This window comes from Rhodospirillaceae bacterium (genome assembly GCA_016712715.1).
Taxonomy (GTDB): Bacteria; Pseudomonadota; Alphaproteobacteria; order Dongiales; family Dongiaceae; genus Dongia.
In genome coordinates this window covers 1,256,570-1,275,423 of record JADJQM010000002.1, presented here as the reverse complement: position 1 = coordinate 1,275,423, position 18,854 = coordinate 1,256,570, and the positions used below count along the sequence as shown (strand labels likewise).

Annotated in this window: 25 protein-coding genes; 13 read left to right on the top strand and 12 right to left on the bottom strand. The window is 65.0% G+C overall.

The annotated features are described in order from the left end of the window. Positions 1 to 128: 128 nt before the first annotated feature. The 4 genes from IPK59_17085 to IPK59_17070 all read left to right on the top strand — a co-directional run bounded on the left by IPK59_17085 (position 129) and on the right by IPK59_17070 (position 2,707). Positions 129 to 785 (top strand): SOS response-associated peptidase, encoded by a 657-nt coding sequence (locus IPK59_17085; GenBank protein ID MBK8160407.1) that lies wholly within the window; start codon positions 129 to 131, stop codon positions 783 to 785. A gap of 225 nt (positions 786 to 1,010) precedes the next feature. Continuing rightward, positions 1,011 to 1,544, top strand: a complete 534-nt coding sequence (locus IPK59_17080) for a PAS domain-containing protein (protein ID MBK8160406.1) — start codon at positions 1,011 to 1,013, stop codon at positions 1,542 to 1,544. Between the two features lie 86 nt (positions 1,545 to 1,630). After that, positions 1,631 to 1,984 (top strand): hypothetical protein, encoded by a 354-nt coding sequence (locus IPK59_17075; GenBank protein ID MBK8160405.1) that lies wholly within the window; start codon positions 1,631 to 1,633, stop codon positions 1,982 to 1,984. Positions 1,985 to 2,137: 153 nt separating this feature from the next. Continuing rightward, the gene (locus IPK59_17070; protein ID MBK8160404.1) at positions 2,138 to 2,707 is read left to right on the top strand and encodes a fasciclin domain-containing protein; all 570 of its coding nucleotides are present in this window, start codon (positions 2,138 to 2,140) and stop codon (positions 2,705 to 2,707) included. Positions 2,708 to 2,815: 108 nt separating this feature from the next. On the opposite strand, the gene IPK59_17065 is transcribed toward IPK59_17070, so the two are convergent. Together IPK59_17065 and IPK59_17060 are read right to left on the bottom strand one after the other, a co-directional pair. Continuing rightward, a complete protein-coding gene (locus IPK59_17065; GenBank protein ID MBK8160403.1) occupies positions 2,816 to 3,289 on the bottom strand; it encodes a hypothetical protein in 474 nt (157 codons plus the stop codon). Positions 3,290 to 3,347: 58 nt separating this feature from the next. Next, positions 3,348 to 3,869 (bottom strand): hypothetical protein, encoded by a 522-nt coding sequence (locus IPK59_17060; protein ID MBK8160402.1) that lies wholly within the window; start codon positions 3,867 to 3,869, stop codon positions 3,348 to 3,350. 230 nt (positions 3,870 to 4,099) lie between these two features. Here IPK59_17060 and IPK59_17055 point away from each other — a divergent pair, with 230 nt between their 5' ends. Both IPK59_17055 and IPK59_17050 read left to right on the top strand, forming a co-directional pair. Then, entirely contained in the window at positions 4,100 to 4,462 is a 363-nt protein-coding gene (locus tag IPK59_17055) for a hypothetical protein (protein ID MBK8160401.1), read from the top strand. Then, positions 4,449 to 4,784 (top strand): hypothetical protein, encoded by a 336-nt coding sequence (locus IPK59_17050; GenBank protein ID MBK8160400.1) that lies wholly within the window; start codon positions 4,449 to 4,451, stop codon positions 4,782 to 4,784. The genes IPK59_17055 and IPK59_17050 overlap by 14 nt, the downstream gene beginning before the upstream one ends. Before the next feature lie 33 nt (positions 4,785 to 4,817). On the opposite strand, the gene IPK59_17045 is transcribed toward IPK59_17050, so the two are convergent. From IPK59_17045 to IPK59_17035, 3 genes are all read right to left on the bottom strand, one after another. After that, a complete protein-coding gene (locus IPK59_17045) occupies positions 4,818 to 5,732 on the bottom strand; it encodes an inositol-1-monophosphatase (protein ID MBK8160399.1) in 915 nt (304 codons plus the stop codon). A 14-nt stretch (positions 5,733 to 5,746) separates the two neighbouring features. Continuing rightward, positions 5,747 to 6,697 carry a hypothetical protein gene (locus tag IPK59_17040; protein MBK8160398.1) on the bottom strand — a complete coding sequence of 317 codons (951 nt, stop codon included), beginning with the start codon at positions 6,695 to 6,697 and terminating at the stop codon, positions 5,747 to 5,749. A 197-nt stretch (positions 6,698 to 6,894) separates the two neighbouring features. Next, on the bottom strand, positions 6,895 to 7,509 hold the full coding sequence (locus tag IPK59_17035) for a hypothetical protein (GenBank protein MBK8160397.1): 615 nt from the start codon (positions 7,507 to 7,509) through the stop codon (positions 6,895 to 6,897). 226 nt (positions 7,510 to 7,735) lie between these two features. Here IPK59_17035 and IPK59_17030 point away from each other — a divergent pair, with 226 nt between their 5' ends. Further along, positions 7,736 to 8,128 (top strand): low affinity iron permease family protein, encoded by a 393-nt coding sequence (locus tag IPK59_17030; protein ID MBK8160396.1) that lies wholly within the window; start codon positions 7,736 to 7,738, stop codon positions 8,126 to 8,128. Positions 8,129 to 8,132: 4 nt separating this feature from the next. Here IPK59_17030 and IPK59_17025 read toward each other — a convergent pair whose 3' ends face one another. Both IPK59_17025 and IPK59_17020 read right to left on the bottom strand, forming a co-directional pair. Further along, a complete protein-coding gene (locus tag IPK59_17025) occupies positions 8,133 to 8,561 on the bottom strand; it encodes a hypothetical protein (protein ID MBK8160395.1) in 429 nt (142 codons plus the stop codon). A 17-nt stretch (positions 8,562 to 8,578) separates the two neighbouring features. Next, positions 8,579 to 9,046 carry a hypothetical protein gene (locus IPK59_17020; protein MBK8160394.1) on the bottom strand — a complete coding sequence of 156 codons (468 nt, stop codon included), beginning with the start codon at positions 9,044 to 9,046 and terminating at the stop codon, positions 8,579 to 8,581. A gap of 212 nt (positions 9,047 to 9,258) precedes the next feature. Here IPK59_17020 and IPK59_17015 point away from each other — a divergent pair, with 212 nt between their 5' ends. The 6 genes from IPK59_17015 (at position 9,259) to IPK59_16990 (ending at position 14,428) form a co-directional block, all read left to right on the top strand. Beyond that, on the top strand, positions 9,259 to 9,960 hold the full coding sequence (locus IPK59_17015) for a hypothetical protein (GenBank protein MBK8160393.1): 702 nt from the start codon (positions 9,259 to 9,261) through the stop codon (positions 9,958 to 9,960). A gap of 59 nt (positions 9,961 to 10,019) precedes the next feature. After that, entirely contained in the window at positions 10,020 to 11,189 is a 1,170-nt protein-coding gene (locus tag IPK59_17010) for an FAD-dependent oxidoreductase (GenBank protein MBK8160392.1), read from the top strand. 124 nt (positions 11,190 to 11,313) lie between these two features. After that, positions 11,314 to 12,156, top strand: coding sequence for an enoyl-ACP reductase FabI (gene fabI, locus IPK59_17005; protein ID MBK8160391.1), 843 nt, complete (start codon positions 11,314 to 11,316; stop codon positions 12,154 to 12,156). Positions 12,157 to 12,168: 12 nt separating this feature from the next. Next, on the top strand, positions 12,169 to 13,254 hold the full coding sequence (gene aroC / locus IPK59_17000) for a chorismate synthase (protein ID MBK8160390.1): 1,086 nt from the start codon (positions 12,169 to 12,171) through the stop codon (positions 13,252 to 13,254). Between the two features lie 117 nt (positions 13,255 to 13,371). Next, positions 13,372 to 13,863: a PAS domain-containing protein gene (locus tag IPK59_16995; GenBank protein ID MBK8160389.1), complete on the top strand. Its 492-nt coding sequence runs from the start codon at positions 13,372 to 13,374 to the stop codon at positions 13,861 to 13,863. Positions 13,864 to 13,906: 43 nt separating this feature from the next. Then, on the top strand, positions 13,907 to 14,428 hold the full coding sequence (locus IPK59_16990) for a hypothetical protein (protein ID MBK8160388.1): 522 nt from the start codon (positions 13,907 to 13,909) through the stop codon (positions 14,426 to 14,428). On the opposite strand, the gene IPK59_16985 is transcribed toward IPK59_16990, so the two are convergent. The 5 genes from IPK59_16985 to IPK59_16965 form a co-directional block, all read right to left on the bottom strand. Further along, positions 14,415 to 15,704 carry a class I SAM-dependent RNA methyltransferase gene (locus IPK59_16985; GenBank protein ID MBK8160387.1) on the bottom strand — a complete coding sequence of 430 codons (1,290 nt, stop codon included), beginning with the start codon at positions 15,702 to 15,704 and terminating at the stop codon, positions 14,415 to 14,417. The genes IPK59_16990 and IPK59_16985 overlap by 14 nt on opposite strands. 127 nt (positions 15,705 to 15,831) lie before the next feature. Beyond that, positions 15,832 to 16,575, bottom strand: a complete 744-nt coding sequence (locus IPK59_16980) for a TlyA family RNA methyltransferase (protein ID MBK8160386.1) — start codon at positions 16,573 to 16,575, stop codon at positions 15,832 to 15,834. A gap of 5 nt (positions 16,576 to 16,580) precedes the next feature. Next, positions 16,581 to 17,180 (bottom strand): hypothetical protein, encoded by a 600-nt coding sequence (locus tag IPK59_16975; GenBank protein ID MBK8160385.1) that lies wholly within the window; start codon positions 17,178 to 17,180, stop codon positions 16,581 to 16,583. Beyond that, a complete protein-coding gene (locus IPK59_16970) occupies positions 17,084 to 17,998 on the bottom strand; it encodes a hypothetical protein (protein ID MBK8160384.1) in 915 nt (304 codons plus the stop codon). Before IPK59_16970 ends, IPK59_16975 begins: the two co-directional genes overlap by 97 nt. 16 nt (positions 17,999 to 18,014) lie before the next feature. After that, on the bottom strand, positions 18,015 to 18,794 hold the full coding sequence (locus tag IPK59_16965) for a polyprenyl synthetase family protein (protein MBK8160383.1): 780 nt from the start codon (positions 18,792 to 18,794) through the stop codon (positions 18,015 to 18,017). Positions 18,795 to 18,854 lie beyond the last annotated feature (60 nt).

Genomic DNA, 18,854 nt, shown 5'->3' with positions numbered 1-18,854 from the left:
CTGCAGCCGGTCACCCAGCTTTGTCGCAAGCACCGGGCGCCCGCTGCCATCACCGGCAATGGGCGCAAACCAGCCTGATTGCCAGGCGCCAGGAACGGACAAGGCGGAACGGACAAGGTGGAGGGATCATGTGCGGACGGTTTGTGCAGAAGAGCTCCGCCAACCAGATGCAGAGCTTTTTCAGCATCAAGGGACCGGTGCCGAATTTCGGCCAGCGCGAAAATGTGGCACCGACCCAGGAGGTGGCGGTGGTTCTGGCCGAGGATCCGGCCAGCCGGCGCCTCGCGCTGAAGAAATGGGGCCTCATTCCATCCTGGTCGAAGGAGGGCAAGGCCAGCTTCGCCACCTTCAACGCGCGCGCGGAATCGGTGCGCGAGAAGCCGACCTTTGCCCAGCCCTTCGCCAAGCGGCGGTGCATCGTGCCGGCCGACGGGTTCTATGAATGGACCGGCCCCAAGGGCGCCAAGATCCCGCATCTCTTCGAACGGCAGGACGGCGCGATGCTGGCCCTGGCCGGGCTCTATGACAGCTGGCGCGCGAAGGACGGCAGCGAGACCATCGCCAGCTTCACCATCGTCGTCACCGCCGCCAATCGCTGGATGTCCAGCTTCCACGACCGCATGCCGGTGATCCTGGAGGAAGCCGAGCTGGAAACCTGGCTCAGCGGCCCGCCCGAGGCGGCGGCCCTGCTGTTGAAAGCGCCGGGCGAAGAGGTGCTGACGGAGCGCATCGTCTCGACGCGGGTCAACAGCGTGAAGAATGAGGGGCCGGACCTGTTGGACTGACGTGTGAGATTGGACCACTTTTCCTGTGACAGGGGCTCGTTCCGCCGCAGACCTTTACCATGCGTTAACATTTTGCCCGCCACACTCGCTGGTATTGCCGGCGCGGCTTTCCCACCCATGGTTGTCCTCCTGGGAGAAGGTGGGCCAGGGAAAATTGGACTGGGAAAATTGGACTGGGCCGCGCCAGACGCCATTTCAGGGATGTACCAGGTGATGGACGTAGCGGTGAACTTTATCAAACCGGACCGCGCCTCGTTTGACCTGTTCAGGGGCGAGGCGACGCCTGCCTTCCGCTCGAACCGGGTCGCGGCGCTCTACCGCTATTGGCAGTCACGGCGCCTGGGCGCCCTGCCGCAGCGCAGCGACATCGATCCCGCGGAGATCAAGGCATTGCTGCCCTATGTGCTGATCGTCGATCTCCACCAGAATCCGTTCCGCGTCTTCTACCGGCTGGTGGGAACGGCGGTGGTGCATTTCTCCGGCATGGATTTCACCAACACCTATCTCGACGAGCTGGCGTTCGACATCTGCGCGACGGCGGACCTGACGCGCGCCTATCGCCTGGTCAGCGACACGCGCCGGCCGGGACAGGGCATGGCCTTTGCGCAGATCACGCATCAATCGGCGCTCGACGTCGAATATCTCATCTGCCCGCTCGGCGATGGGCAGGGGCAGGTGCGCCAATGCCTGGTGATCGAGGACTATGTCGCCCGGGAAGGTTTCGAGGCCGGCCGGCTGCGCCTCGCCCGGCCGGTTTGAAGGTCCCCTTTATTTTGACGCCCAGCCGATGACATCGGCCAGGGGAGACGCCATTTCTGTAGAACAGACAGAAAGGCGGTCACGCCATGCGACAGTTATGCAGACATATTGCCCTGGCCGCGCTGGCGTCGAGCCTGCTCCTCGCGGCTCAGCCGGCGCTGGCCGATAGCGGACAGTTGCGCGATCCGACGCGCTGCGGCCAGGCCGGTGCCAATTGCCGCAAGCTGCCGCCCTCAAACAGCGACCGGATCAAGGACACGCCGCGCGGCGAGAGCGACCAGCGGCCGAAGACCGACCGCAACCCGGCCCGGATGAAAACGTCGCCGCTGCCCAGCGAATGGCTGCAGCGGCCGCCCAGCGAGCCGAGCTCAACCGGGCTCGACAAGGGCTCGACCGGCCTTGCGACCCATCCACGGCGCAAATCCAGCATCGGGCATTGAGGCGGTTATAGGTGCTGCGGCGATTCTTGGATCACCGCCTGCCGTGGCCTTTCCGCGATATTTTTTCCCGCACATCCAGCGCCGAAATCGCCCCGTAAGTGATTTCATGCGGCCGAGATCAACTCAGCCGCGCCACAGATCGGGAGTGATGAGATGACGCGCAAATTTCTGGCCACCAATTTTCTGGCCACGTTGACGGTTGTGGGCCTGCTGTCGGGTGGATCGATGCTGGCCATCGCGGCCGAGAATCCGATGGTCGGCGGCGCTGCCATGTATGACAGCAAGAACATCGTCGAGAATGCCGCCAATTCCAAGGACCACACCACGCTGGTGGCGGCGGTGAAGGCGGCCGGTCTCGTCGAAACGCTGCAGGGCCCGGGCCCGTTCACGGTGTTTGCCCCCACCAATGAGGCGTTCGCGGCGCTGCCCGCCGGCACCGTCGAGACACTGCTGAAGCCGGAGAGCAAGGAGACGCTCACCGCGATCCTCACCTATCACGTCGTGCCGGGCAAAGTGGACGCGGCCGCGGTCGATGCGGCGATCAAGGCCGGCAACGGCAAGGCCATGGTGAAGACGGTGAACGGCGCTGAGCTCACCTTCGCCGAGACCGCCGACGGCATCACCATCACCGACGCGAAGGGCCATGTCGCCAAGGTCACCATCGCCGATGTCAACCAGTCGAACGGCGTCATTCACGTGATCGATACCGTGCTGCTCCCGTAAGATCCTGTCGGGACAGTGACGGGCGGAGTCCGGCCAGCGCCCCAGCGGGCCGGACTCCGCTCTTTTCGTTCTGATCAGCAGACGACTGAGCGCCAAGTTGCAGGCGCATCAGGCGCGGTCGCGCGGCGCCGGTTGAGAGGTGGGGCGCGGGTCCGGCCAGTAAGTGCGGCCGCCGACCCAGGCACCCACCAGCACTGAGACCGTTCCGCCAAGGATGAACAGCCACAGATAGAGCGGCTCGGGCGCGCGGCGGCCGATGAAGAGCAATGTGCCGGCGCAGATGAGAATGATGAAGGAGCTGGCCACATAGGCGTATGGGCGCGTGATTCGCGCTGCGGCGATCCCCGCCGACAGGGCGGCGACGGCGCAGAGCCCAAGCAGCAGCACCAGCGTCGCGGTGAGGCCGATCGCCTCCGACAGCTGGTCCATCATGTCGATGAAGCGCCGGAGGGCGTCGCTGCCCGTGTAACCGATACGCATGAAATAGAGGGTGCCCAGGCCGACCATCGCCAGGAGCGCAAAGGGCGGCCCGACAAAGCAGAAGATGACACCGCTGAGGGTTGCGCCAAGCAGCCGCATCATGGCCAACGAATCCTGGGTCCGAGGTAGCGGGCGGCACCGGTCAATCGCCGCATGACGGCTAGCCGGCCACGACCGGTTGCGGCGCCGACTGGGCGACAGGCGTGGCAGGCACCGCGCGCAGGCGGCAGGTGAGATAGATGCCGAGACAGGTGCCAGCGACCATCAAGCCGCCAAACAGATTGCCGCGCCAGATCGCATAGGGCCACCAGGGCGCCACATGGGCCCGATACCAGTCCATGTTGGCAAGGATGTCCATATCAATTGGCAGATAGTACCAGTAAGGCACCAGGAAAATGGCGACCAGCAGGAGCATTGCGACGAGATAGGCCCACCGGCGCACCAGCATTGCCACGGCACAACCGGCAAGGCAGGCGAAAGACGCCATCTGAAAATTCAGTATGCTGAGACCGAGCGTCGGATCGACCCGAAAAATGAACAAGTAGAAGATCGCCGGCTCGTCCGGCAAGCGCTCGACCTGAAGAAGGCCGGTGATCGCCAGGACGTGCAGGAAACTGCTAAAGGGCGAGGCGCCGGCGATGTAGATCAGCATTCCCGCGGCGAGAGCGGCCAGGAAGCGCATGGTGTGGACTCGTGCGTGGTCGGTGAAATCGCTGTTGTCTTTATAGGGGCATGCCAGCGTCGCTACAACCGGGGCGCGACAATACCCTGAAATTGCCTTAATGCGGCCACGGCAAGCTGTTGGACTCATTGCTGAAACAAGGGAGCCCGCCGGAGATGGGAACCGCCATCCCGCCCAGGGTGTTTCTTTGGGTAGGTGACTGGAGGGGGTTTTCCCCAAGGAGGTCAGCGATGCAGTTTATGACAATGCGGAAATCGATGGTGATGGTACTGCTGCTTGGCAGCGCAGTCTGGACCGTGCCGGTCGCGGCGGACGAAGGTTTCGATACGGCCCATGTGATCGGCGCCCATGTGATCCCGACCAATGTGATCCCGGCCAATGTGATCGAGGCCAATGTCGTCGACCAGGCGCTGCAACCGGTGGATTTTTCCGAACAGGAGGCGCAGCTTTGGGTGCTGAATGCCGGCTACAATCAGGTATCCGGCCTCACCCGCGAGGGCCGCTATGTCTATCGCGGCACGGCCATGCTGGACGGTGCCACCTATGACATCGTGGTCGATGCGGAGGGCAATATTCTGGGTGCCAAGGAATAGCGCGCGACAGCTTGGCGTCGCCTGTCTGCTGGGCCTGTTGATCTTGCTGGCAGATGGCGCGGCGCCGGCTGTCGCCCAGTACAATGGCGGGAATAATACCGGCTATCCGCCCGGCACCGATTGCCAGGACCTCATCGAACCGCGCCGCGCGAAGTGCCGCGCCGCGATCGACCCCCGCCCCAATCCCCGCGAGACGATCAACAAGCCGCGACAAAAACCGCTGCTGCCGCGCGCCGTGCCGTCGCTCGACAACGATGCGATGCCGACCAATCCGAAGAGGCCCAGCAACCTGCCACCGCGCATCCCCAAAGCGTTGCAGTGAAGAGCGCTGGCCTGATGAGTCTGGCCGGACCTGCTAGGCGCTGTTGCGCGCGCGCAAGAGGGCCACACCTTCGGGATCGCCGATGATGATGGGCCGGTGCCAGGCGCGGATCCGGGAGGCGAGTCCGTCCGTGGCGGCCGGGGCCTCGAAGGTCGTGAAGGGCATCCACTGGCGCTCGGCATAAGAGAGCACGCTGCCGCCCGCGGCCTCGACCAGAGCGAAGCCCGCGGCCACGTCCCAGATGTTCGGCCGCTCGAAGCGCGCGACACGCAGCAGGCCCGCCGCCACGAAGGCGCATTCGAGGGCGGCCGAGCCGGTCTTGCGCACGTCCCAGGGCAGGTCGATATCGGGTTCGGCATGGGGTTCGCCGGCAAGCCGGCGGCGGATGCCGGGGGTGAGACGCGGGCGCATCGCCTCGCCGTCGAAATGGAGGTCGCCGCCGAGGCAGGCGTGATAGACGCCGGCATAAAGCGCGTGGCTGACCGAGCACCAGATGGCGCCGGCGATCGGCCGGCCGCGATGGAGCACGCCGATGGAGGCGGCAAAGAGCGGAAAGCCGTTGATGAAATTGGTGGTGCCGTCGATGGGATCGACCGCCCACATGAAATCGCTCTCGTGTCCGATCGCCGTATCGATCTCCTCGCCCAGGATATCGTGGTCGGGAAATTTGTCGGCGAGGCGCGCGCGGATCAGCTTTTCGACACGCTGGTCGACCTCGGAGACGGGATCGCGGAAGAGATTGATCGGCGCCGCGGGATCGGTGAGCTTCGCCGGGTCGACGGATTTGTAGCGGATGGTGAGGCTGCGGCCCAGGGCCTGCACGATTTCCGATCCGGCCAGCTGGGCGAGGTCAACGGCGGTCGCTTCGATGCGGCGCAAAGTTGCCGCCTCGAGACCCAATTCCGCCGCCGCGAAGGCGACCGGATCATCGCTGAGGGTGGGCGGCATCACGATCCTGAAGGTCATGAGGCGAGCGCCTCGGTCGCCGGTTGCTCATGGCCGGACCGGTCGCGGCGCGAAGGCACCAGGATGTCGAGCTGCGCGGCGACGAAAGCGATCGAGACCGGGCCTACCATGACCGTGATCTTCGGCGCATGATCGTCAATGCGCAGGGGATCGCCCAGCCAGTCGATCTCGACCGAGCGGGCGCGGGTGATGGTCAAGGGTGGCTTGTCCTGATCGGTGCCGTTTGCCACCCAATCCAGCATCGCCTGGCGCTGGTCGACGGCGATGGTCACCACGTCGAACAGACCGTCGGCGATGTCGGCATCGGGGGCAAGGCACAGGCGCGAGCCCGCATGGCGGATGTTCATCGCTTCCATCAGCAGCAGATCGCCACCCTGCGGATGACCATTGAGCGGATGGCCGTCGAGACGGATGTTTGAGCGCAGCGGTTCGGCATGGGTCAGCGCATGGTGAAACGCCGCGCGACCGAGGCGGATGCTGTCGGCCGGTGCCACATCTTGGGTCTTGAACTGCAGGATCACGCGGGCGAGTGGGCCGATGCCGACCGCCTCGGCAAAGCGGGTCTCGCCCCAGGGGCCGGTGACGCGGCCGATATCGAAAGCCTGGCTGTCGGCATGGCGCCAGGCGCTGACGATCTCGTTGCCGGCACCGGGATTGGCGGCGTCGAGGATACCCAGGGATTGCGCGATGTTGTTGGCGGTGCCCAAGGGCACGATCGCCACCTTCCTCTGCTGGAACGGCATCTTCGCGAGGATCCTTGCGATGGTGCCGTCGCCGCCCGCCAGCACCACCATCTCCGATGGCTGGGCCAGAAGCGCATCAAGCCTTGGATCGTCGGGCGCGCAATGCCGGATATCCAGGCCGCCATGGCAGAGTGCCTCGGTCAGTTCGGCGGCGGTGAGATGGCCGGCGCCGGCGGAATCATTGTGGATGAGGAGTGTCTGCATGGGATCTCAACAACATGGCGCGGCAAGTGTTCCCCGGCAGGGTGCCTTGAAGAAGATGGGGGCGATCCATCGCTGGACCGCCCCCATCGCCAGGCCCCGTATCGTTCCGCCGCGTCGCTCACATCGCGGGACGAGATCTAAGAAACGCTTTGGCGGGACGATGCGGCCTGGTATCGGCTCTGGTCAGAGCATCGACCCTAGAGCATGGGCATCCGCGGATCCTGGCGGGCGCGGGCGATTTCCTCTTCCGAAAGGGCGCGGCCGCTTTCGTCGAACTGGCGCCAGCCATTGTCGCGGAACACGTCGCGACGGGCATTGATGTCGACATGGTCATGGCCGTCGAGGATCTCCTGCGCAAGCGGCGCCAATTCGTCAGTGACGCGGGCGGAGACCAGGCTGCCGCCGCGCCGGACACCCTCGGCATAGAAATGCGCATCTTCCTCGGTCACACCGGCGCGGGTCATGGCGCCGACGATGCCGCCGCCGATGGCGCCCGCAATGGCGCCCGCCGCAGCACCCACGGCGGTGGCGGCGAGCCAGCCGGCCGCGACCACGGGACCGATGCCGGGAATGGCGATCATGCCGAGACCGGCCAGCAAGCCGGCACCACCGCCGATCAGTGAACCAGCACCGGCGCCGTCGGCGGCGATGTCGCCGGCAGTCTCGGCTTCCTTGTCAGTGCGGTGGCGACCCTCGATATTGTTGGAGACGAGGCTGATATCAGCCGCCGGCACGCCGGCCTGTTCCAGTTCCAGGACCGCCGCTGCGGCCTTGTCATAGGTGTCGTAAAGCGCGCTGATGGTCTTGGTCATGGTCGACCTCCTGTTATGTCGCAAGGCAAGTGGGTGAGACTTGAAGGCCCAATGCCGCGGCTGCCGGCTTGTTCCGGCGGTGCGCGCGATATCCGCGCGACCCTGGGTTTTTCGGAGATAATGCCGCCTTGTGGTGGGGCCTGTGACAGGAGCTGTGACGATCTCTGGGAACGAAGGCCGCGGCTGCCGGTTTCTTCCCCCACCTCAGCAGCGGGAAAGCCGTCTCATGTCCCTGTCACAGAAGTTCACCACCTTCGCCAACGCCATTGCGCGCACCACCGGCAAGCCCATGACCTTCGTGCTGTGCTGCGCGACCGTCGTGGTGTGGGCCGCTTGCGGGCCGGTGTTCGGCTTTTCCGAGACCTGGCAGCTCCTCATCAACACCGGCACCACGATCATCACCTTCCTGATGGTGTTCCTCATCCAGAACACACAGAACCGCGACAGCGCCGCCATCCAGGTGAAGCTTGACGAATTGCTGCGCTCGCACCGGCCAGCGAGCGACGCCTTCATCGGTGTCGAGCATTTGACCGAGGAGGAGCTCGAAGAATTGCGCAGCACCTGCGAAGCCGCGGCCACCGTCGCCCGCAAGAAGGCAGGCCGGCGGAAGGCCGGCTGAGGGTTCAGGTCCCCGCGCCGCGCGGCCGGCCGAGCCTGGCACCGAGGTAGATCGTCGCCACCCAGATAAGGGCCGCGATCGCCACCAGCCACAGGCGCGGGCCGGGCGCCGCAAGACCAAGCACCATGGCTGCGCCGAACAGGATGAAGGCGACGAAAGTGCAGCAGTCATAGGGCGCTTTCGGCAGGATGCGCGCGATGGCAACGCCGCCCGCGAAGGCCGAGAGAAGCGCCAGAACGGCCGCGATGGCGAGCGCAATCGGGGGTCCGCCGCGATCGATCCAGCTGGTGATCTGATGGATGGCGAGGGCCGCCGGCACCCGGTGGCGCAGCTCGAAATAGACGCCGACACCGATCAGCGCGGTGAACACAAAAAAGACCGGTCCAGCGAGGCAGAAGAGGAGGCCGGTCAGCATGGCGGCAAAGAAGCGCATCTCCGATGCCAGCCCACCTACCACAGCGACATGTCAGGGTCGCGCACCCTCGCCGCGCGGGGCCGCAGAAAGCGGGCGAGCCAGGCGCCTGCCAGCAGGAGCGATGCGGCGGCAAGATAGGCCGGCACTCCGACCCAGCTTGGCGCAAACAGCGCCTTGATCCACCAGAACGGCAGCAGGAAGAGGCCGGCGAGGAGAACCGCGCTGAGCACGGCGCGGCGCGGCGACATCAATCCGACAAGCAGGCCACCGCAGAAGGACCAGAGGATGCCACTCGCCTGCAAGGCCAGGCCGACGCCGATGGCGGGTATCAGATAGATCGGCACGTCGGAATTCTCGGCACCCGCCGGCGCCAGATAGACGAATGATTGGTCGACCAGGAAACCGGGCAGGTGACGATAGATCAGTTCGGCCGTGCCGCTGTGGCCGAGATAGATCATGGCCCCGCCGACCAGTACGAGCAGGATTTCCCATCGCACGCGCATCTCGTCATCCTGCTGTCGCAAAGGCCCGGCCAGAAACGGACAATTGCCAAGTAGCATGGAATCCAGCCAGCGACAATCATTGCGGGAGATAGCATTGCGCATGCTGGCGAAAAGTCGGCGCATGGGCTAAGACCATGGCTACAAGTTGTCGCGCGGCGAGCCACAAACCGCGTCACGTCGAATCGGCAGCGACGGCAGGAATTGAGGGTGTCATGGCTTCCGTTCTCTTGCGATTCCTGCGCCCGTTTGGCGGTGCTGTCGCCGCGATCTGCCTCTTCGGGTGCCAAGCCGATCCGCCGCCGCTGACCGGGAATTTTTTCGACGATGTGATTGTCGCACACGAAACAAGACTTCTGGCGTCGATGCCGCAATATGCCCAGCGCGAGGGTACGCGACTGGTGATTCGCCTCGGCGCCGACGATGCAGTGGCACCGTTTCAGGATATGACGGCCTGCAATGGGCAGGAGGATTGCCTGCTCTACCGGCTTTATGATCTCGACAAAGACAACCAGACGGCGACCGTGTTCGCCCAATTCTATGAAGGGCATGGCGCCGTGTTGATCGACCTTGCCAGCGGCGCGACCATCGATCTCGACGACCCACCGCATGTGTCTCCCTCGGGGAAATACTGGGCGGTTGCCGATTCAGACAGTGGTTACGGGTTGGGCCTGGTCTTGGTCATCGCGCGAAAGGCCGCCGGCTTTGCAATCGTCGCCGAGGACTTTGCACATGCCTATTGCGAATTCGATCATTGGGATGGCGACGATGCGTTTACTCTCTATTGCCCGCTCGCGCATGTCGATGAGTATGAGGAAATCGTCGTCCAGCGCAGCAAGATCAGCGCCTGGTCTGAAAAAGCGACGGGCAAGACGATAACCAGCGACCAGTTCAACGCACGAGTCTGGAGGGAATGATCGACAGCAGCTCGTAATCATCCTGCGTTCTTTTCGAGACATTTTTCGGGACCCACGACATGACCACTGAATCAATCTTCGACACGATCGTCATCGGCGGTGGGGTGTTCGGCATGGCGAGCGCCTTCGAGCTGGGGCGGCGGGGGCAGAGGGTGGCGATGGTCGACCGGTTCGGGCCGGGCCATGACGTCACCTCCTCGACCGGTGCCTCGCGCTCGATCCGCATTGCCTATGACCATCCCTTTTATGTGAACCTCGCGCTGGAGGCGATTGCCGCCTGGCACGATCTCGAGGCCAGCAGCGGGCACAGGATTCTGCATCTCACCGGCCAGGTCGATCTGGGGCCGGCGGCGAAGCTCACGGCACTGGCGCAGCAGGTGCGCGCGGCGGGGGTCGAGATCGATGCGCTCGATGGCGAGACATTGCGCGAGCTGTTCCCGGAGATGCGGCTTGGCGCGGATGAAGGCGCCCTCTTCCACCGCCGGGCCGGGACCGTGCTCGCGGAAGCCGGATTGACGGCGCTGGTTGAGGAAGCGGCCAGGGCTGGGGTGACGATGTTTGCGCCCGAGGCGGTGGTGGCCGTCAACCACGAGGGAATTGCCGTGCGCGTCACCACCGAGCGGCGCGTGCTGAGTGCCGCGCGGGTGGTGATGGCGGCGGGACCCTGGAGTGGCGCGCTGCTGCGCCAGATGGGTATCCAACTGCCACTGGCACCCGCCGTGGCGCAGGTGACGTTCCTGGATGCGCCGGACTTGACCGAGCGGCCGGGCTTTGCCGAATGGCAGGCGACCAGCGATGGCGGCGCGGCGTGCGGCACCTATGGCCATCCGGTGCCGGGCATCGGCTACAAGATCGCCTTCGATGCCGGACAGGCCGGCTGGGATCCTGACGCCACATCGTGGAATCCCGACCTCGATGAAGAGCGGCGCCTGCTCGACTGGTTCCACGCGCGCTTCCCCGAGGTGCCGGTCAAGGTCGCGCGCACCCAGCGCCATCCCTGGACCATGACGCCGGATGCCGATTTCATCGTCGATCATGCGGGCGGCGCGTGGGGCGAGACATTGGTGCTGGCCTGCGGTTGTTCGGGTCATGCCTTCAAGTTCGGCCCGGCTTTGGGCCGGCTGGTGGCGGACCTCGTGGAGCAGAATGTCCGCCCGCCCCTGCTGCGGCTGGACCGGCCGGGGCTGCTGTCGCCAGCCCCCCTGGCGACGGCGCCGATCACGCGCTGAATCTGCGGCGCTATCCCCTTGTTTTCGCACGGGCCCCATGTTGCGGCGGCGAATTGACCCGGTGCCGCGATGGTGTAGGATGACGGCCATAACCTTTGTTAAATCAAGGAATTGGGGTTGCTAGATGAGTGATTCGAAGGGGCTGATGGCTGGCAAGCGCGGCCTGGTGATGGGCGTTGCCAACGACCGGTCGATTGCCTGGGGGATAGCCAAGGCCGTGGCGGCGCAAGGCGGCGAGCTCGCCTTCACCTATCAGGGCGAGGCGCTGGAGCGCCGGGTGAAGCCGCTGGCCACATCCATCAATGCCGATATCGTGGTGCCCTGCGACGTCACCGACGAAGCCAGTATCGACGCCACCTTCGCCACGCTGAAAGAGCGCTGGGGCAGCCTCGATTTCGTGATCCATGCCGTGGCCTTTTCCGACAAGGAAGAGCTGAAGGGCAAATATGTCGACACGACGCGCGGCAATTTCCTGCGGACGCTCGACATCTCCTGCTTCAGCTTCACGGCTGTGGCCGCCCGCGCCCAGGCGCTGATGACCAATGGCGGCTCGCTGGTGACGCTCACCTATCTCGGCGCCGAGCGCGTCATGCCGCATTACAATGTGATGGGTGTGGCAAAGGCGGCGCTGGAATGTTCGGTGCGGTATCTCGCGGCCGATCTCGGCGATCGCGGCATCCGCGTCAATGCGATCTCGGCGGGTCCCATCAAGACGCTGGCAGCGTCGGGCATCGGCGATTTCCGGCAGATCCTGCGCTGGAACGAGCTCAACGCGCCGATGGTGCGCAACGTCACCATCGAGGATGTCGGCGGCGCCGGCCTCTATTTCGTCTCCGACCTCTCGAAGGGTGTGACCGGCGAGATCCACCATGTCGACAGCGGCTACAATGTCGTCGGCATGCTGCGCCCGGAATCGGCGGTCGAGCTCACCGAGATGCTGCGCAATTTCTCGAAGACCGAGTCCTGAAGCAGCCGGTCGATGTCGCACAACACATTCGGGCATCTGTTTCGGTTCACCACCTGGGGCGAAAGCCATGGGCCGGCCTTGGGCTGCGTTGTCGACGGCACGCCGCCGGGCATTGCGATCGAGGCCAGCGACATCCAGCGCTGGCTGGACAAGCGCAAGCCCGGCCAGTCGCGCTTTGTCACACAACGGCGGGAGCCGGATGCGGTCGAGATCCTCTCCGGCGTGTTCGAGGGCAAGACCACGGGCACACCCATTTCGCTCATGATCCGCAACGAGGACCAGCGCAGCAAGGATTACGGCAAGATCGCCGAGCAGTTCCGCCCGGGGCACGCCGATTACACCTATTGGGCCAAGTATCAGGGCAACCGCGACTATCGCGGCGGCGGCCGCTCCTCGGCGCGCGAGACGGCAGCGAGGGTCGCGGCCGGTGCGATCGCTCGCAAGGTGCTGGATCACCTGCTGCCCGACCCGATCGTGATCAAGGGTGCGCTGGTGCAGATCGGCCATCACAAGATCGACCGCCGCGCCTGGGATTGGGACGAGGTCGAGAAGAATCCGTTCTGGTCGCCCGACGCCGCCACGGCGGCCGTGTGGGAGGAATATCTCGACGGTGTGCGGAAATCAGGCTCATCCATCGGTGCCGTCATCGAGGTGGTGGCGCAGAACGTGCCGGTGGGACTTGGTGCGCCGCTCTATGGCAAGCTCGATGCGGATCTTGCGTCGGCGATGATGAGCATCAATGCGGTGAAGGGTGTCGAGATCGGCGCCGGCTTCGACTCTGCCGCCCTCTCGGGCGAGGAGAATGCCGACGAGATGCGCATGAAGGACGGCAAGGTCGCGTTCCTCTCCAACAAGGCGGGCGGTATCCTCGGCGGCATCTCGACGGGCCAGGATGTCGTGGTGCGTTTCGCGGTGAAGCCGACATCGTCGATCAACACGCCCAGGAAGGGCGTCACCACGACCGGCGAAGAGGTTGATGTGGTAACCACCGGGCGCCACGATCCCTGCGTCGGCATCCGCGCGGTGCCGGTGGGCGAAGCGATGCTGGCGATTGTGCTCGCCGATCACCTGTTGCGGCACCGCGGGCAGGTCGGTTGAAATTTTCCAACCGGCCCGGAAACAATTGGTTATAAATTCCTACGCAGAGTGTTAACGTGTGGCTTCGCCGGTGTGCCGGCCCGACGACCCGCTGCCCGTGCATGAACCCAGGACCACATGGCCGCAGATAAATCGCGCTGGAAGAAGAAAACGGCGATCGAGTCAACGGCCCTCCTGGCGCTGGAAGCTGCTTGGCAGGACTGGGCTTCTGCAGACGGCATACCGAAACGGACGCGCTTCGATCCAGCCCATTTCCCCCTGATCCTGCCCTGGGTGATCCTGGGCGAGCTTGCCGACAAGCCCAACGATACGCGGCCCTATGACGTGTTCTTCCGTTATATCGGCACGGAGTTCGCACATTATTTCCAGGCCCAGGCGATCACCCGCATGCACCTGAGCGAAGTCGGGCCACCTTATGCCGAGCGCTGGTTCGCCGTCACCGATGCGGTCCGGAAAGCCAGGGCGCCCTGCTATTTCAGCGGCACGCCGCTGGGCACCGGCTTCGAGTATATTTCACTGGAGATGCTGGCCTTGCCGTTTGCCGGCGAGGATGGCGAGGTCGGCTTCGTGTTGTGCGCCTTTGCGCGCACGGAGGAATTGCTGCTGTGAGTGGCCGAGATGGCGGCAAGATCGCAGCCCGGCCGCGAAAGTCGTGAGTGACATGCCGAACGATATGCCATGGCAGACCAAGGGCGAGATCACCTCGCCCGCCTTGCGCGCGCTGGAGCGGACCTGGCGCGGGTGGTCGGTTGATGGCGGGCTGCCGCTGCGCACACAGTTCGATCCGCTGAATTTTACCAGCCTGATGCCGTGGATGCTGTTCGCCGAGATCGTCCCGGCGGCACCGGGCATGACCGCCATTCCCTATGATCTGCTGATCCGCTATGTCGGGCGTGAATTCGCCTATTACTTCTCGTCGCGCCAGGAGCGTCGCCTGCTCAGCGACCTTGAGCAGCCTTATCTCGATCGCTGGTTCGCAGTCTATGATTCGGCGCGACAGGCGCTTTCGCCCTGCTATTTCGAAGGCCAGCCGATCGATACCGGCCATGATTATCTGACCCTGGAAATCCTGGTGCTGCCCTTCGACCGGGTTCCGGGCGAAGTGGGCTTCGTGCTGTGCACCTTCGCGCGCATCGAGGAGAGCGACATGGACCCAGCTGCTAGCGGCGTTTGAACACCGCCACCAGTTCGGCGTGATGCGACCAGAGGAACTGGTCGAGGATGGTGAGCTGGGTGAGTTCATAGCCGCCATCCAGCAGCAGGCGGGCATCGCGGGCGAAGCTTGCCGGGTTGCAGGAGACCGCGACCACCAGGGGTACACGGCTTTTCACCAGCATGCGCGCCTGCATCTCGGCCCCGGCGCGGGGCGGATCGAAGACCACGGCATCGAAGGGTTTCAGATCCTGGGGCGGCAGCGGCGATTGGTCGAGATCGCGCGCCATCGCTTCCAGACGGCCGGCAAGTCCGGCGCGGTTGGCGGCGGTCGTGAGGGCAGCGATCGCGGGCTTGGCGCTGTCGATGGAGAGCACACGGGCCTTGGCTGAGAGCGGGAAGCTGAACGTGCCGCAGCCCGAATAGAGATCGGCCACGCGCTTGGCCTTGCCCACACCCTTCAGCACCGCCTCCACCAGGGTGGCTTCGCCGGCGACACTGGGCTGCAGGAAGGCGCCGATGGGCAAGTCGAGGAGATGACCGCCGAAACGGATTTGCGGCACGCGCGCCATGAGGATGGGTTCTGGCTGCGCCTTGCCATGAGCCCAGGCGACGCGGGCGAAATCGGCTTCGCGCGCCACACTGATCAAGGGCTGGCGGCGCGCCTCGGCAAGGTTGACGGCGGAGAGCACCAGCACATCGAGGCCGGTCAGCGTCTCGGTCACCTGGATGTCGGCGGCCTGCTTGTTGTGAAGGGCCGCATGGATGAGGGCGCGGAGATGCGGCAGGCTTGCGCGCAAGGCAGGGGTCAGCAGCAGGCAATCCTCGAGCGGCACGATATTGCTGCTCATGGCTTCGTGGAAGCCCAGCGTCACCCGGTCATTATCCTTGGTGGCGGCGAAATTGGCGCGCCGGCGCTGGCCCGGCTCGGTGGTGATGAGCGGGGTTCCTTCCGGCATCGCGATGCCGCGCGTGGCCAAGGTCGCTGCCACCTGCGCCTTTTTCCAGGCGCTGTAATCGGCGAGTGCCATGTGCTGCATCTGGCAGCCACCACATTGGGTGAAGACCGGACAGGGTGCCACGACACGGTTGGGGGCCGGTGTCACGACCTCCGTCACGCGGCCGGTGAAGGCGGCATTGCCCTTGGGCGACAATGACACGCGCACGCGGTCGCCGGGCAGCGCATAGGCCACAAACACCGATGCGCCCTGATAGCGCGCGATGCCGTCACCTTGGGCACCCAACGCGTCGATGGTGAGATCGACGGTTTCGGTGATTGTTTGAATCGGCTTAGCCATGTTGCGTCGCCATTCCTTTAACCGTCATGGTCCGCGAAGGCGGACCACCCACGAATTGCTTTCTTCAGTTGCCCACAAACTCGTGGGTGGTCCGCCTTCGCGGACCATGACGAGAGGGTGGAGCGTATCATCCCTCACCCTTGCGCGCCGCGATGAGGAATTCCTTGTTGCCTTCCGGCCCCAGGATAGGGCTTTCGACGATGCCCAGCACCGACCAGCCGGGCTGGCGACCGAACCAGGCTTCGATGCGGGTGCAGACCTGTTCATGGAGGAGCGGATCGCGCACCACGCCGCCCTTGCCGATATTCTCGCGACCCACCTCGAATTGCGGCTTGATGAGCGCCACGGCCCAGGCCTGTGGTTTCGTAAGCGCCAGGGCCGCGGGCAGGACGGTTTCAAGACCGATGAAGCTTGCGTCGCACACGACGATGTCGAGAGGATCAGGAATCTGCGCGGGTGTCAGATGGCGCGCATTGGTTTTTTCCAGCACCACCACGCGGGGGTCCTGGCGCAGTTTCCAGGCGAGCTGGCCGTGTCCGACATCGACCGCATAGACCTTGGCGGCGCCGTTGGCCAGCAGCACGTCGGTGAAGCCGCCGGTCGAGGCGCCGATATCGGCGGCGATGAGATCCTTCACGGGCAGCGAGAACGCCTCGATCCCCTTGGCAAGCTTCAAGCCGCCGCGGCTGACCCAGGGATGGTCCTGGCCCTTGACGTTGAGCGGCGCATCGAGCTGGATCTGGTCGCCGGCCTTGGCGATGCGCTTGGTGTCGCTGTAGACGAGACCGGCCAGGATCAGCGCCTGGGCCTTGGCGCGGGTTTCAACAAGACCCCGATCCACCAGCAGCTTATCGACGCGTTCCTTGGCCATGGCGCCTACACCACGATCGGCAGATGGCGGCGCGAGATATGCTGGAAGCGCAACAGCAGCAAGGTCCCAGAGGCGAGGAGTCCGATGGCAAGACCCCACCACACGCCGGGGCCGCGCACGTCGAAAGTATAGGCCATGACAACGCCGCCGCCGATGCCGATCACCCAATAGCCGAAGAAGGCGATGACCATCGGCACCTTGGTATCCTTGTAGCCGCGCAAGGCACCCAGCGCCGAGACCTGCAGCCCGTCGAAGAACTGGAAGATGGCGGCGATCGGGAACAGCGTCACAGCAACCGCAAGGGCCGCCGCATTGCCGAGATCGTCAAGGTCGAGATAGAAGCCGGCGAGGAGGACCGGCGCCTGCCACATGACGAGGGCACCGAACAGCATCCACAGCAAGGCAAGGCCGATCGCGGTCAAGCCGGCCTGGCGCGCATCGTGCGGCCGCCCGGCACCGAGCGCCCAGCCGACACGGACCGTGCCCGCCTGACCCAGCGCATAGGGGATCATGAAGGTGATGCTGGTGACGTTGAGGACGATGTTATGGGCGGCCAGCGCATCGGTGCCGAAGCCGGCCATGGCGGCGGTCGAGCCGAAGAACATGCCGGTCTCGAACAGATAGGCGCCGGCGATGGGGCGCCAACCACCAGCATCTCCTTCAGGAGCTTGCCGTCGCTGTCGCGCAGATGGGCGAAGATCGGGTAGGAGGCGAAGGGCTCGAAGCGGCGCACATAGAGGATGCCCAGACCCAGTTGCAGCCAGGAGATGAGCGTGGTCGCGAGACCGATCGCGGGCACGCCCATGCCTTGCCAGCCGAACGCGCCGTACATGAGGAGATAGAGCATGCCGACGAAGACCGGCAGGATCGAGAGGCCGATGATGGTGATGGCGACGGGGCGGCCGAGCACGGTGACGAAGCTGCGCAGCACCTGGAACCAGAGGAACGGCGTCACCGACGGGAGCGCCCACCACATCAACTGCTCAATGGCATCGATGTCGAGCTCGAAGCCGGGATTGCGGGCGGCGAAGAGGCGCAGCACCGGCGCCAGGCCCAGCATCACCAGCATCACCGGGATAGAGAGGATGGTGGCAAGGCGCAGGCCCTGGCGCAGGATGCGCAACAACTCGTCGGGTTTGCCGGCACCATGGGCGTGCGACCCCAGCGCCGCCACGGCATAGAGCGCGCCCATGGCGAGGATCTTCGGCACATAGAGGAACTGCGCGCCGAAGCCGGCGGCCGCGAAGGCCGCGGCACCGAGGCGACCCGCCATGGCATATTCGGTGACGCCCATCGCCATTTCCACCAGCAGGGCGACCGAGATCGGTGCCGCGAGCCAGATGGTGGCGCGGATATCGGCGAAGCGGGACAACCGGCTTCCCGCCGGTGCACCCTGGTGGGAGCCGGCGGGAGAGGCGGTCATCGTGTGCCCCGTTCCGTCAGCTTTTTCGGCTGATGACGAATTCCGTCATCCAGCGCAGGGGATCGGCCTTGTGGCCGAAAATGTCGAGATGGGCATTGGCCTGGTCGCCCAGCATCCGCGCCTGCTGGCGGGCACGGTCCAACCCCAGGATCGAGACGAAGGTCGCCTTGCCCGCGGCGGCATCGGCACCGGTGGGCTTCCCCGTCTCGGCGGCGTCGCCCTCGGCATCCAGGAGATCGTCGACGATCTGGAAGGCGAGGCCCAGATCATGGGCATAGCCGATGAGGGCGTGGCGCTGTTCCTTGGAGGCATGGCCGAGGATGGCGCCGGCTTCGCAGGAGAAGGCGATGATGGCGCCGGTCTTCAAACGCTGCAGGCGGGTGATGGCGCCGATGTCGAGATCCTTGTTCTCGGAGGCAAGATCGATCATCTGCCCGCCGACCATGCCGGCAGCCCCGCCGGAGACGGCGAGCGCCAGGCACAATTCGGCGCGCACCACGCCGTCTGGATGGGTGTCGGGATGGGCCAGCACCTCGAAGGCCATGGTGAGGAGCCCGTCGCCGGCGAGGATCGCGGTCGCCTCGTCGAACTTCTTGTGGGCGGTCGGCTGGCCACGGCGGAGATCGCTGTTGTCCATGGCGGGCAGATCGTCATGCACCAGGCTGTAGCAATGCAGCATCTCGATGGCGGCCGCCGCGCGCAGCGCGTAATCGGCATGGACATTGAAGATCGCGGCGCTGTTGATGAGGAGATAGGGCCGGATACGCTTGCCGCCGACCATGGTCGCATAGCGCATCGCGTCATAGACGCGGCCCTCGGCATCGCTCACGGGCTGAATGAGTTCGTCGAGCTTGCG